The 12,210-nt window shown below is 68.9% G+C and carries 9 protein-coding genes and 1 pseudogene; 6 read left to right on the plus strand and 4 right to left on the minus strand.

Features of this window, described 5'->3' with window-relative positions; translation table 11 throughout:
• Nucleotides 1-4: 4 nt before the first annotated feature.
• On the minus strand, nucleotides 5-973 hold the full coding sequence (locus ACFU5M_RS08860) for a DUF389 domain-containing protein (protein ID WP_379046132.1): 969 nt from the start codon (nucleotides 971-973) through the stop codon (nucleotides 5-7).
• A 67-nt stretch (nucleotides 974-1,040) separates the two neighbouring features.
• Nucleotides 1,041-2,825: an aspartate--tRNA ligase gene (gene aspS, locus ACFU5M_RS08865; protein WP_379046135.1), complete on the minus strand. Its 1,785-nt coding sequence runs from the start codon at nucleotides 2,823-2,825 to the stop codon at nucleotides 1,041-1,043.
• A 189-nt stretch (nucleotides 2,826-3,014) separates the two neighbouring features.
• Here aspS and ACFU5M_RS08870 point away from each other — a divergent pair, with 189 nt between their 5' ends.
• Nucleotides 3,015-3,938, plus strand: coding sequence for a neutral zinc metallopeptidase (locus tag ACFU5M_RS08870; RefSeq protein ID WP_379046138.1), 924 nt, complete (start codon nucleotides 3,015-3,017; stop codon nucleotides 3,936-3,938).
• A gap of 118 nt (nucleotides 3,939-4,056) precedes the next feature.
• Nucleotides 4,057-4,593 carry a hypothetical protein gene (locus ACFU5M_RS08875; protein ID WP_379046141.1) on the plus strand — a complete coding sequence of 179 codons (537 nt, stop codon included), beginning with the start codon at nucleotides 4,057-4,059 and terminating at the stop codon, nucleotides 4,591-4,593.
• Nucleotides 4,594-4,671: 78 nt separating this feature from the next.
• On the opposite strand, the gene ACFU5M_RS08880 is transcribed toward ACFU5M_RS08875, so the two are convergent.
• Both ACFU5M_RS08880 and ACFU5M_RS08885 read right to left on the minus strand, forming a co-directional pair.
• Nucleotides 4,672-6,288 carry a hypothetical protein gene (locus tag ACFU5M_RS08880; protein WP_379046144.1) on the minus strand — a complete coding sequence of 539 codons (1,617 nt, stop codon included), beginning with the start codon at nucleotides 6,286-6,288 and terminating at the stop codon, nucleotides 4,672-4,674.
• Complete coding sequence (locus ACFU5M_RS08885) at nucleotides 6,285-6,614, minus strand: type VII secretion target (protein ID WP_379046147.1); 330 nt, start codon at nucleotides 6,612-6,614, stop codon at nucleotides 6,285-6,287. Before ACFU5M_RS08885 ends, ACFU5M_RS08880 begins: the two co-directional genes overlap by 4 nt.
• A 211-nt stretch (nucleotides 6,615-6,825) precedes the next feature.
• Between ACFU5M_RS08885 and ACFU5M_RS08890 the strand changes: the two genes are divergently transcribed.
• The 4 genes and pseudogenes from ACFU5M_RS08890 (at nucleotide 6,826) to ACFU5M_RS08905 (ending at nucleotide 12,201) form a co-directional block, all read left to right on the plus strand.
• Entirely contained in the window at nucleotides 6,826-7,827 is a 1,002-nt protein-coding gene (locus ACFU5M_RS08890; protein ID WP_379046151.1) for an NAD-dependent epimerase/dehydratase family protein, read from the plus strand.
• Between the two features lie 32 nt (nucleotides 7,828-7,859).
• Nucleotides 7,860-8,876, plus strand: coding sequence for an Rv2578c family radical SAM protein (locus ACFU5M_RS08895; protein WP_379046154.1), 1,017 nt, complete (start codon nucleotides 7,860-7,862; stop codon nucleotides 8,874-8,876).
• 110 nt (nucleotides 8,877-8,986) lie between these two features.
• Nucleotides 8,987-10,900: pseudogene (locus ACFU5M_RS08900) on the plus strand (2-oxoacid:acceptor oxidoreductase subunit alpha); the annotation flags it as partial.
• Nucleotides 10,901-11,121: 221 nt separating this feature from the next.
• Nucleotides 11,122-12,201 carry a 2-oxoacid:ferredoxin oxidoreductase subunit beta gene (locus ACFU5M_RS08905; protein WP_379046157.1) on the plus strand — a complete coding sequence of 360 codons (1,080 nt, stop codon included), beginning with the start codon at nucleotides 11,122-11,124 and terminating at the stop codon, nucleotides 12,199-12,201.
• Nucleotides 12,202-12,210: the final 9 nt, after the last annotated feature.

Here is a 12,210-nt window from a genome sequence, read left to right on the forward strand (position 1 = left end):
CGCCTCACTTCTCGATCAGTGAGCGCATGCCGATCCAGCGTTTGAACCGTTCCACCGGACCGGCCTCGCTGCCCGCGCGAGGCCGGAGCGCGAGCACGATGACCCCGGCCACGATGATGCCCGCCATGTTCACCGCCAGCTGACCGACGGACAGGAACGCCACCCGCCACTCCCCCAATGTCGCCGCCACCACGGCGAATCCGGCCGCGGGCACGGTGGTCACCGAGATGAACACGCCGACCAGCGCCGCGGATTTCGCGGTCACCAGCGACAACATGCCCGCCGCGCCCGCAAGCAGGGCGACGACCAGGGAGAACGGGCCGACCTGATAGATGAAGTCGACCTGCTCGATCCCGCCCACCCCGTCGATGGCGATCCAGCCGAACTGCTCCCACACCAGCGTCGCCAGCAGTGTGACCACCATCGCCACCGGGAAACCGACCGCGAGTGCGACGGCCGACCGGCGGGCAAGCCGGAAGTCCCTGCGCGTCAAAGCGACCGCGAAGGCCGCCAGGGGGCCGAACTCCGGACCGACGACCATCGCGCCGACGATCGTCACCGGCGAATCGGTCGCGACGCCGACGGCGGCGAGCAGGCAGGCGATCGTCAGGAACGCGAGAAACGTCGCGTTGATACTCGATTCCTCGTGCGTCTGCGCGAGCAGTTCCTCCCACACCACCGCGTCACCTGGATCGCCGGGCGCCTCGTGCACCGCGCGCTCGCCGGCATCCGACAGGACCGTCTCGACCGGCGTGAGCGTCATACCGCCCGACCGGCAGATGCCCAGCGCGGTCAAATCGCCGAGCACATCGTTGGCGGCCTCGCGCGCCACGTCCGCCTGGACGAGGTCGCCCTTCGGCTCCAGTGCGGCGCCGCGTGCCAGGGTCACGTGCGTCACCCCGGGATGGGCGGCGAGTACCGCGAGCACCTCGTCGGTAATCTCCGACGGGCTGATCAGGCGCAGATGCAGCAACGGGTTTCCTCGTGGTCGGCGTCACCGGGCAGCGACGCGGCTGACCAGAAGGTATCGTTCACGGCCGCTACGACGTGGGCGCGTCCTTCTTCTGCTCCGGCTTGACGTCCAGTCCCGCCTCTTTGCGCTGCTGCGCGGTGATCGGCGCGGGCGCGTCGGTCAGCGGGTCGACGCCGCCACCGGTCTTCGGGAACGCGATGACCTCGCGGATCGAGTCCTCGCCGGCCAGCAGTGCGGTGACCCGGTCCCAGCCGAAGGCGATGCCGCCGTGCGGCGGAGCGCCGAAGGCGAAGGCGTCCAATAGGAAACCGAACTTCTCCTGGGCCTCCTCGTGCGTGATGCCCATCACCTCGAACACGCGTTCCTGCACGTCGCGGCGGTGGATACGGATCGACCCGCCACCGATCTCGTTGCCGTTGCAGACGATGTCGTAGGCGTAGGCCAGCGCCGAGCCCGGGTCGGTATCGAACGTGTTCAGCGACTCCGGCTTCGGCGAGGTGAACGCATGGTGTACCGCGGTCCAGGCGGAATGACCCACCGCCACGTCACCGCTCGCGGTCGCCTCGACGGTCGGTTCGAACAGCGGAGCGTCCACGATCCACAGGAACGACCAGGCGTCCTCATCGATGAGGCCGACTTTGCGAGCGATCTCGACGCGCGCCGCACCGAGCAGGGCGCGCTGCGCCTTCGGAGCGCCCGCGGCGAAGAACACACAATCTCCCGGCACCGCGCCGACGTGCTTGGCCAGGCCCTCACGCTCGGCTTCGCTGAGGTTCTTGGCGACCGGGCCGCCCAGCGTGCCGTCCTCGTTCACGAGGATGTACGCCAGGCCCTTGGCGCCGCGCTGCTTGGCCCATTCCTGCCAGGCGTCGAGCTGGCGCCGCGGCTGGCTCGCACCGCCCGGCATGACCACCGCGCCGATGTAGGGCGCCTGGAACACCCGAAACGGCGTGTCCTTGAAATAGTCGGTGCACTCGGTGATCTCCACGCCGAAGCGCAGATCGGGCTTGTCGCTACCGAAACGGCGCATGGCCTCGGCATAGGTCATGTGCGGGATCGGAGTCTGGATCTCGTAGCCGACCAGCTTCCACAGCGCGACCAGGATCTCCTCGGCCAGCAGGATCACGTCCTCCTGGCGCACGAAGCTCATTTCGATGTCGAGCTGAGTGAACTCCGGCTGCCGGTCGGCGCGGAAGTCCTCGTCCCGGTAGCACCGCGCGATCTGGTAGTAGCGTTCGATGCCGCCGACCATGAGCAGCTGCTTGAACAGCTGCGGGCTCTGCGGCAGGGCGTAGAAGCTGCCCGGCTGCAGGCGGGCGGGCACCAGGAAGTCGCGGGCGCCCTCGGGCGTGGACCGGGTCAGCGTCGGAGTCTCGACCTCGACGAATTCGTGGTGGGCGAGCACCTCGCGGGCGGCCGCGTTGACCTTCGAGCGCAGCCGGATGGCGTGCGCCGGGCCTTCCCGGCGCAGATCCAGGTAGCGGTGCTTCAGGCGCGCTTCCTCGCCGGGCTGCTCGTCCAGCTGGAAGGGCAGCGGCGCGCTCTCGTTCAGCACCTCGAGCTCGGTGACGTTCACTTCGATCGCACCGGTCGGCAGTTCCGGGTTCTCGTTGCCACTCGGACGCGGTTCCACGGTGCCGGTGACGCGCACGCAGTACTCCGCGCGCAGCCGGTGCGCCTGCTCGGCGGGTGCGCCCTCACGGAACACCGCCTGGGCCACGCCGGACGCGTCGCGCAGATCGATGAAGATCACCCCACCGTGGTCACGCCGCCGGGCCACCCAGCCGGTGAGAGTGACGGTCTGACCGGCATGCTCGCTTCGCAGCGAACCAGCCAAGTGGGTGCGCAGCACGGGGTTCCTTTCGACGACCTGGCACCGGGCGCGGGGTGACCAGGTGCGAGTCCATCGTAGTGAGACACATTCCCCGAGAGGAAACCGATATCGGCGCGCCCGTGCCAAGCTGTATCCGAGGGAGAGCGAACCGGGGCCGGACGACCGAGGGCTGTGTGTTCCCCGGGGACGAGCGAGAAAGCGACGACGATGACCTTCAACGAGGGCATGCAGATCGACCCGGACCGGGTTTCCTCCGGCGGTTCCGGCATGGGCGGCAAGCTCGCGCTGGGCGGTGGAGCGGGCGGACTCATCGTGCTGGTGCTGGCGCTGCTGCTGGGCGGCGACCCCGGCTCAGTCCTCGGCAACTTCACCGGTACACCGGAGGAGAGCCAGACGCAGCCCGGAACGGCGGGCACGCCTGCCCACTGCAAGACCGGCGCGGACGCCAACAAGTACGTCGACTGCCGGGTGGCGCTCACCGCACAGAGCCTTGATGCCGTGTGGTCGGCCGGACTGCCGGAGCAAACGGGCAAGCGCTACACGCAGCCGAAGGTCGTGCTCTTCTCCGGGGCCACCTCCACCGGATGCGGCAATGCCACCAGCGACGTCGGGCCGTTCTACTGCCCACCCGACCGGACCGCCTACTTCGACACCAGATTCTTCCAAGAACTGGTTGATCGCTTCGGCTCCAGCGGCGGCCCGCTCGCGCAGGAATACGTGGTGGCGCACGAGATCGGCCATCACATCCAGAACCTGCTCGGTGACCTCGGCCGCGCGCAGCGCGACCCGCGCGGACCGGAGTCCGGCGCGGTCCGCACCGAATTGCAGGCGGACTGCTACGCGGGCATCTGGGCCCACTTCGCGGACGAGCAGCCTGCGCCCGGCAGCGACCAGCCGTTCCTGAAGCCGCTGTCGGACAAGGACGTCGACGACGCGCTGTCGGCGGCCGCGTCGGTCGGTGACGACCGTATCCAGCGCGCCGCGCAGGGCCGGGTGAATCCCGAGGCGTGGACGCACGGTTCGTCCGAGCAGCGACAGAAGTGGTTCCTCACCGGGTACAAGACCGGTCAGGTCCGGGCCTGCGACACGTACTCGGCGCAGGACTTGAACAATCCGTCCGGCCTGCGCTAGAACCCGGATCCGATCGATACAGCGCGCCGGTTCTTCCCGAGAGCCGGCGCGCTGTCATGATCTACGGCAGTTCGCCTGTGCCGCAGGCGGACACGGACAGTACCGGAAGATGGGATCGATGCGAGTAACGAAAGCTGTTCTGTCGGCTGTGCTGCTGATCGTCGCTGCGGGCTCGGGTGCCGCCACGGCGGACCCGGCCCTGGATCGCCCCAGCGCCCTACCGCCGATCGCCGCGCCGCTGGCGCTGTTCACGCTGACCACCATTCCGGACGGTTGGCAGGCCCGCACAGACCTTCGCCCGCAGCTGGAGATCTTCGCCGACGGTCGTGCGGTCAGCAGCCCCGACGCCGTTGCCGCCGAGCGCCGGCCCGAGACTCCACCGAAGCGGATCGACGGCCACATCCCGCCCGACGTGCTGAACGCGGCGCTGGCGGAGACCGAAGCGCTCGCCACAGTGGACCTCGGCGTACCGACAGCCACGGATCAGAGCAGCCGGATCATCGACTTCATGCCGCAGGCGCCGTCGGAGGACGTGCATCTCGTGGTGTATTCGCCGGATACCACCGCGGGGCTCGGCGCCGAGCAACAGGCCGCACGCAAACGCTTCGCCGACCTGTACCGAAAGCTCCTCGACGCGTTCGCGCAGGACAACTGACCTTCGCTCGTCACCCGGCCCGAAACCGCGATGATCCAGTTCGGGCCGGGTGCCGCGCGTGGCATTTCCGGCGACGCGTCAGAACTGGTCCTGCTCGTAGTCCGAACTGATGATCTCGTCCGAGTGCGTGGCGCCGATGACGTCCGGCGTGGACTCGCCCAGCGGACCGGTGAGCTCGTCGTTGCCGGTGGGGCTCAGGTACGGCTGCACCGAGCGCGAGTGTTCATCGTCGTTGCCGCGCTGCCCCGCCGCGCCGGCCGGGCCTCCCATGAAACTGTTCGCGCCAGCGGATGTGGTGCTCGCGGGCATGCCGGTACCGAGCGAGGTGCCAGGGACGCCGGTGACCGGGCGGATCGGCGGGACCGTGGTGCCGGGCAGGCCGCTGGCTTTGGGGACCGAGGGCGTGCTGGGGCTTCCGGGCCGGCCGGGACTGTTGCCGAGCAGTCCGCTCGGCGTGCCGTGGGTGGTAGTCGGGCTGTGCGTGGTGTGCACCGACGACGGCGTGGTCGAGGGAGTGGACGTCCCGGGCGTGGCGGAGTCCAGGCCGGCCGCCTTGGTCGCGGTGTCCGACGCGGTCGACTGCGCCTGCTCCAGGATCGGCTGGCCGACGTTCTCCGCCAGCGCCTGCGCGACCTCCTGCGGCGCCGGCCCGCCGCCCGGCGCTACCAGCTGCTGCACCATGCCGCTGAGCTCGGCGGTCTTGCCCGCCAGATCGCCGCGAGTGGCGTTGGCCACGCCGACGGCGTGACCCAGGTGTTCGGTGGCCGTGGCGATCAGCGTCGCCTGGGCGGGCGGGGTGAGGATCACCGGCGCGAGCGCGGTCGCCTGGGTGGCGAACGACGACGCGATGCCGAGCAGTTGCGCGTTGCCCTGCTGCACCACCGCGGCAGCGCGCTGGGTGAGCTCGGAGATGTCGATGCCCCGCTGGCCGGTCTGCTGCCCCTCCACGTTCGCCTGCTGGCCGGCGGCCTGGGCGTTGCGCGCGGCCTGGCTCTGCCACAGCTGCTCGACCGTGCTCATACTGCCCTTGCCGACCTGCATGGCCATCTCGATGACCTTGGAGGACTGACTGAGGATCGCGGTCGGATCGAACGCGCCGATGACACCGGTGCCGAAGCTGCCGAGCAGGTCCAGGATCGGCTTCATCAGCAGATCGACGCCGGGGAGCGCGGGCACCGCGACACCCTGCATCAGCGCGGCGACCGGGTCGGCCGGCAACGGTGGTAGGGCGGCGGCCGCGGCCGCCGCCTGGTTCACCGTGCCCGCGACCGCGCTCGACGCGTCGGCGAATGCCCCGTTCAACACACCGGGGGCCTGATCGAGCGCCGCTTGGACCGCGGGCGCCGCGACGTGCTCGACCGCCGTGTTCATGTCACCGAGCAGCGCCGACGCCTCGTGCGGCACGCCGAGAACGTTCTCGGCGTCCGGCGCGCCGTTCAGTCCGGGCAGACCGGACGGCATGGCGCCGACCGACTGCTGATCCTCGGAGATCTTGCGCGCCAGCACGAAAGCGGGTGGCTCGATGGGCGGCAGATCTTCGGGCAGCTGCGGCAACGGCAGGTCGAGTACCGCCTGGGCGGGTGCATTCTGCAGTGCGTCCAGTACGGACTGCTGGCCGATGGCGAGGTTCTGCTCGGCCGCGTGCGCTACGGCGTGGCCCTCCGGCGCGATGACGCCGCTGTCGAGTGGTCTCATACCGCGCCCCCGATCTGGCCCGTGATCGATCCGAGCGCGCCCGCGTTGGACCAGTCGACCGCGTCGTAGGCCGTGGCGGCGTTGAACGCCGAGTCGGAGAGCTTCGCGTATTTGGCCGACAGATCGTTGATGTCCTTGGCCTGCAGCACCTGCGCCGCGGCGAACATCGCCAGGTAGTCGGCACCGATCAAGCCGAACACCGGAACGAGCGCGGAAACGTTCTTCACCGCGTCGAAATTGCCCGCCCCCGCGAGATCACCGGCGATACCGGCGTTCGTGGCGGCGAACGCCCGGACCGCTTCGGTCTCTACCGAGAGATCACTCATCGAGTTGCCCCCCAAATCGTCGTACAGATCTGCGTCATGAAGTTGTCGTGATCCGCAGGCTCCCTGCCGAATCGGCAAGGGCCGCTACGGTTGCGCTCAATATAGCGGACGCGACCGGCAAGTTTCGAGCCCGAACGGGCCGAGCGGCAGGGCGAACGGGGCAGAATTGGAACGTGTTGCAAATTAGAACAAGTTCTATATTCTCAGTCCCATGAAGGTCGCAGTGACCGGCGCAGCCGGCTACCTTGGCACGAATCTGCTCCGCCTCCTCACCGAGCGCGGCCATCAGGTCACCGCCATCGATCGGGCGATTCCCGCCGCGCCTGCGCCCGGCATCACCTGGGTGCAGGGCGATGTGCTCGACCCCGCGTCGATGCGCGCCACGCTGGACGGCGCGGAGGTGGTCTACCACCTCGTCGCGGTGATCACCCTGGCCGAGAAGAACGATGCCGCCTGGCGGGTGAACACGGAGGGTGTGCGGGTGGTCGCCGAGGCGGCACTGGCCGTCGGCGCGCGCCGGATGGTGCACGCCAGCTCGATCCACGCGTTCAACCAGTACAGCTGCGGCGGCCGGATCGACGAGAACGCGCCGCGATCGACCGACCCCGCGCTGCCGGTCTACGACCGCTCGAAGTGGGCGGGCGAGGTAGCCCTGCGCAAGGTGATCGACCAGGGCCTGGACGCGGTATTGTGCAACCCCACCGGCGTCTTCGGTCCGCTGGACTACGGCAAGCCGCTCTCGCGCATCAACCGGACCCTCAAGGACGCCGCGCTCGGGCGCGTGCCCGCCATGATCGGCGGGGGATTCGACCTCGTCGACGTGCGCGACGTGGCCGAGGGCCTGGTACTGGCCGGAGAGCACGGCCGAACGGGTGAGAACTACTTGCTCGGCGGAGCGATGATCTCGATGCTCGAGTTGTGCCGCATCGCCGCCACGCACGGCGGCAAGCGGGGGCCCAGGTTCACCATCCCCGCCAAGTTGGTATCCGGCGTCATCCCGGTGCTCGCGCCGATCGGGAAGCTGCTCAACTCCGACATCGTCTCGAAGGCGGCGCTCGGCGCGCTGATCTCCGCACCCCTCGTCGACCACGGCAAGGCGGAACGTGAGCTCGGGTACCGGCCGCGCCCGCTCGACGACACGGTGCGCGATCTGGTCACCTTCTTCGCCGACCCGGCCCGGCTCACACCGCCCGACACCAGACAGATCGCTTGACACCTCATTAGAACACATGTTCGACTGATGGGGTGCGGTGGCAAAGCCAGACCCTGGACACCGAGGACGGCGCCTTACCCGGGCTGTCCCGGGCCGGTCTGGTGCGCACCGTGCGGACGCCGGAGTTCGAGGGCATCACCTTCCACGAGGTGCTGTGCAAGAGCGCACTGAACAGGGTGCCCGAGGGCGCGAACGTGCCCTTTCAGTGGACCGTGAATCCGATGCGCGGTTGTTCGCACGCGTGCCGCTACTGTTTCGCGCGCGGCACGCACGAATATCTGGAGCTGGACGCGGGCCACGACTTCGACTCGCAGATCGTGGTGAAGACGAATGTCGCCGCCGTGCTGCGCAAGGAACTCGGCAGACGGTCCTGGCACCGCGACCCGGTCGCGCTCGGCACCAATACCGATCCCTATCAGCGCGCCGAGGGGCGATATCGTTTGATGCCGGGCATCATTCGCGCGCTGACCGAGTCCGGCACGCCGTTCTCCATCCTCACCAAAGGCACCTTGCTGCGCCGGGATCTGCCCTTGCTCACCTCGGCCGCGCGCGAGGTGCGGGTGAGCCTGGCGGTGTCCATCGCCATCCTCGATCAGGAGCTGCATCAGAGCCTGGAACCCGGCACGCCGTCACCACGGGCCCGGCTGGACCTGGTTCGCGCGCTCACCGACGCGGGCTTCGCGGTGAACGTCCTGGTCGCGCCGGTTATCCCCTGTCTCACGGACGGACAGGCCCAGCTGGACGCGATCTTCGGCGCCATCGCCGAGGCCGGGGCGGAGTCGGCCGTCGCGTTCCCCATGCACCTGCGCGGCCCCACCAAAGGCTGGTTCCTGTCCTGGCTGGCCGAGCACCATCCGGCCTTGTTGCGCCGGTACCGTCAGCTCTACCGCCGCGGCGCCTACGTCACACCGGAGTATTCCGCCTGGCTGCGCTCGCGGGTCGCCCCCCTGCTGGCGGAGCACGGTCTGACGGCGCGCAGGCAAGCCGAACCGGAGACACGACCCGAAACCGCGCACACGACCGGCGCGCAGCTGGCATTGTTCGCCTGACGCCTCTATCGCCGAATCTCGCCGGTCCGCGCGCTTCGGGGGCGCGCACCGCACTCGACGGAGTAGTTTGGCGATGGCACCTCTCAGCGACGAGGAAGTGAAGCAGGCATATGGTTTCACACCAAAACGATGTCGGCACAGCGAAGTTGGAAAAGGTCGTCATTCGGTTCGCCGGAGACTCCGGCGACGGAATGCAGCTGACCGGCGATCGCTTCACCCACGAGGCTGCCGCGTTCGGCAACGACCTGGCCACCCAGCCCAGCTTCCCGGCCGAGATCCGAGCGCCCCAGGGTACCCTGCCGGGCGTCTCGTCCTTCCAGATCCAGATCGCCGACTACGACATCCTCACCGCTGGTGACCAGCCCGACGTGCTGGTCGCGATGAACCCCGCCGCGCTGAAGGCGAACCTGGAGGATCTCCCGCGCGGCGCCACCGTCATCGTGAACACCGACGAATTCACCAAGCGGGCCCTCGCCAAGGTCGGCTACGCCGCCGATCCGCTGGCCGACGAGACGCTGTCGGATTTCGTGGTCCACCGCGTCCCGATGACCTCGCTCACCCTCGGCGCGACCGAATCGACCGGCGCCGGCAAAAAAGATGCCCAGCGAGCGAAGAACATGTTCGCCCTCGGCCTGCTGTCCTGGATGTACGGGCGCCCGATCGGCGGCACCGAGCAGTTCATGCGGGAGAAGTTCGCGGCCAAACCGGATATCGCCGAGGCGAACATCCTGGCGTTCCGGGCGGGCTGGAACTACGGCGAGACCACCGAGAGCTTCGCCACCACCTACGAGATCGCGCCCGCGAAGTTGCCGCCGGGCACCTACCGCCAGATCACCGGCAACACCGCGCTCGCCTACGGCCTGATCGCCGCCGGTCAGCTCGCGAAGCTGCCGGTCTTCCTGGGCACCTACCCCATCACGCCCGCCTCGGACATCCTGCACGAGCTGAGCAAGCACAAGAACTTCGGCGTCACCACCTTCCAGGCCGAGGACGAGATCGCCGGAATCGGTGCCGCGCTGGGCGCTTCGCTCGGTGGCGCGCTCGGCGTCACCAGTACTTCCGGCCCCGGCCTCGCGCTCAAGAGCGAGACCATCGGCTTGGCGGTGATGACGGAGCTGCCGCTGGTCGTGATCGACGTGCAGCGCGGCGGACCGTCGACCGGACTGCCGACCAAGACCGAGCAAGCCGACCTGTTGCAGGCGCTCTACGGTCGCAACGGCGAATCACCGGTGGCGGTACTCGCGCCACGCTCCCCCGCGGATTGTTTCGCCACCGCGGTCGAGGCCGCGCGGATCGCCCTGACCTACCGCACTCCGGTGCTGCTGCTGTCCGACGGCGCGATCGCCAACGGCTCCGAGCCGTGGTCCATTCCGCAGGTGTCGGAGCTGGAGCCGATCGACCCGGGTTTCGAACCGGCCGGTGACGACGCCGACCCGTTCCAGCCGTACGCGCGCGATCCCGACACGCTCGCCCGCCCGCTGGCAGTGCCCGGCACGAAGGGCCGCGCCCACCGCATCGGCGGCCTGGAGAAGGCCGACGGCAGCGGCAACATCTCCTACGACCCGGCCAACCACGAACTCATGGTCCGCCTGCGCCAAGCCAAGATCGAAGGTATCGGCGTCCCCGAACTCGCGGTCGACGATCCCGACGGCACCGCCGAGCTGCTGCTGATCGGCTGGGGCAGTTCCTATGGCCCGATCGGCGAGGCATGCAGGCGCGCGCGGCGGCGCGGTGTCCCGGTCGCCCAGGCACATCTTCGACATCTGAATCCGTTGCCCGCCGATCTCGGTGACGTACTGCGCCGCTATCGGCTCGTGGTCGCGCCGGAGATGAACGGCGGCCAGCTGGCCACGCTGCTGCGGGCGAAGTACCTGGTCGACGTGCGGCCGTGGACGAAGATCGCGGGCACCGCGTTCTCCGCCCAGGAACTGGTCGGGGTGATCGACGCGGCGCTGGACGGGTCGATCGAGGAGATGGAACAGAACAAGGTCTTCGCCGCACGCGCGCGGGCCACCTATCGGACGCTGCCGGACGAAGTCCGTCCCAAGCCCTGCGCCGGGCCGAGCGCAGGCGAGGCAGCCGCTCAACCAACACTGCCGGACGAAGTCCGTCCCAAGCCCTGCGCCGGGCCGAGCGCAGGCGAGGCAGCCGCTCATCCCACACTGCCGGACGAAGTCCGTCCCAAGCCCTGCGCCGGGCCGAGCGCAGGCGAGGCAGCCGCTCAACGCATGGCCGGGGGTAACGCATGACCATCGTGGAGACCTCGCTGATCGGCACCGATCTGGGACTGACCGGTGTGTCCGGGGTGCCGACCGCGGACGGACCGCAGAAGGTGAAGGACTACACCTCCGATCAGGAGGTGCGCTGGTGCCCGGGCTGCGGCGACTACGTAATCCTGGCGACGGTGCGCGGCTTCCTCGCCGAACTCGGATTGCGCAGGGAGAATCTGATGTTCGTGTCCGGGATCGGCTGCTCGAGCCGCTTCCCGTACTACTTGGAGGCCTACGGCATCCATTCCATCCACGGGCGTGCGCCCGCGATCGCGACCGGGTTGGCGGTCAGCAGGCCGGATCTGTCGGTCTGGGTGGTGACCGGCGACGGTGACGCGCTGTCTATCGGCGGCAATCACCTCATCCACGCGTTGCGCCGCAATGTGAACATGACGATCCTGCTGTTCAACAACCGGATCTACGGCTTGACCAAAGGGCAGTACTCACCGACCTCGGAGCAGGGCAAGGTCACCAAGTCGACGCCGATGGGCTCAGTGGACCATCCGTTCAACACCCTGTCGGTGGCGCTGGGAGCGGAAGCGACCTTCGCCGCTCGCGCGCTCGACTCCGATCGCGCGGGACTCACCGAGGTGCTGCGCGCCGCCGCCGAGCATCGCGGCACGTCGTTCGTGGAGATCCTGCAGGACTGCCCGATCTTCAACGACGGCTCGTTCGACGTGCTGCGCCGCGAGAACGCCGCGGACCATCTCATCCCGCTGCGGCACGCCGAACCGATCCGGTTCGGCGCCGCAAGCGAATTCGCCGTCGTACGCCGGGGTTTCGGGCTCACGGTGGCTCGCACCGACAGCGTCGCGGAGTCCGACATCGTGGTGCACGACGCCTATGCCGACGACCCCGAGTACGCCTACGCGTTGTCGCGGTTGTCCGACCAAGGACTCGAGCATGTCGTCACCGGCATTTTCCGCAGCGTCTCGCGACCGACGTACGACGACGCGGTGCGCTACCAGACCGACACCGCCCGTGAAAAGAAACCCGTCGGCCCGGAATCGCTCCAGTCCTTGCTCACCGGGCCCGAGACCTGGACAGTCGGATGAGCGTTCGAA

This window comes from Nocardia sp. NPDC057455, from assembly GCF_042802775.1.
Taxonomy (GTDB): Bacteria; Actinomycetota; Actinomycetes; order Mycobacteriales; family Mycobacteriaceae; genus Nocardia.

Excerpts from the sequence above, each read along its gene's own strand:
- ACFU5M_RS08870 (WP_379046138.1), top strand. The coding sequence starts at position 3,015 with ATGACCTTCAACGAGGGCATGCAGATCGACCCGGACCGGGTTTCCTCC.
- ACFU5M_RS08875 (WP_379046141.1), top strand. The coding sequence starts at position 4,057 with ATGCGAGTAACGAAAGCTGTTCTGTCGGCTGTGCTGCTGATCGTCGCT.
- ACFU5M_RS08880 (WP_379046144.1), bottom strand. The coding sequence starts at position 6,288 with ATGAGACCACTCGACAGCGGCGTCATCGCGCCGGAGGGCCACGCCGTA.
- ACFU5M_RS08885 (WP_379046147.1), bottom strand. The coding sequence starts at position 6,614 with ATGAGTGATCTCTCGGTAGAGACCGAAGCGGTCCGGGCGTTCGCCGCC.
- ACFU5M_RS08890 (WP_379046151.1), top strand. The coding sequence starts at position 6,826 with ATGAAGGTCGCAGTGACCGGCGCAGCCGGCTACCTTGGCACGAATCTG.
- ACFU5M_RS08905 (WP_379046157.1), top strand. The coding sequence starts at position 11,122 with ATGACCATCGTGGAGACCTCGCTGATCGGCACCGATCTGGGACTGACC.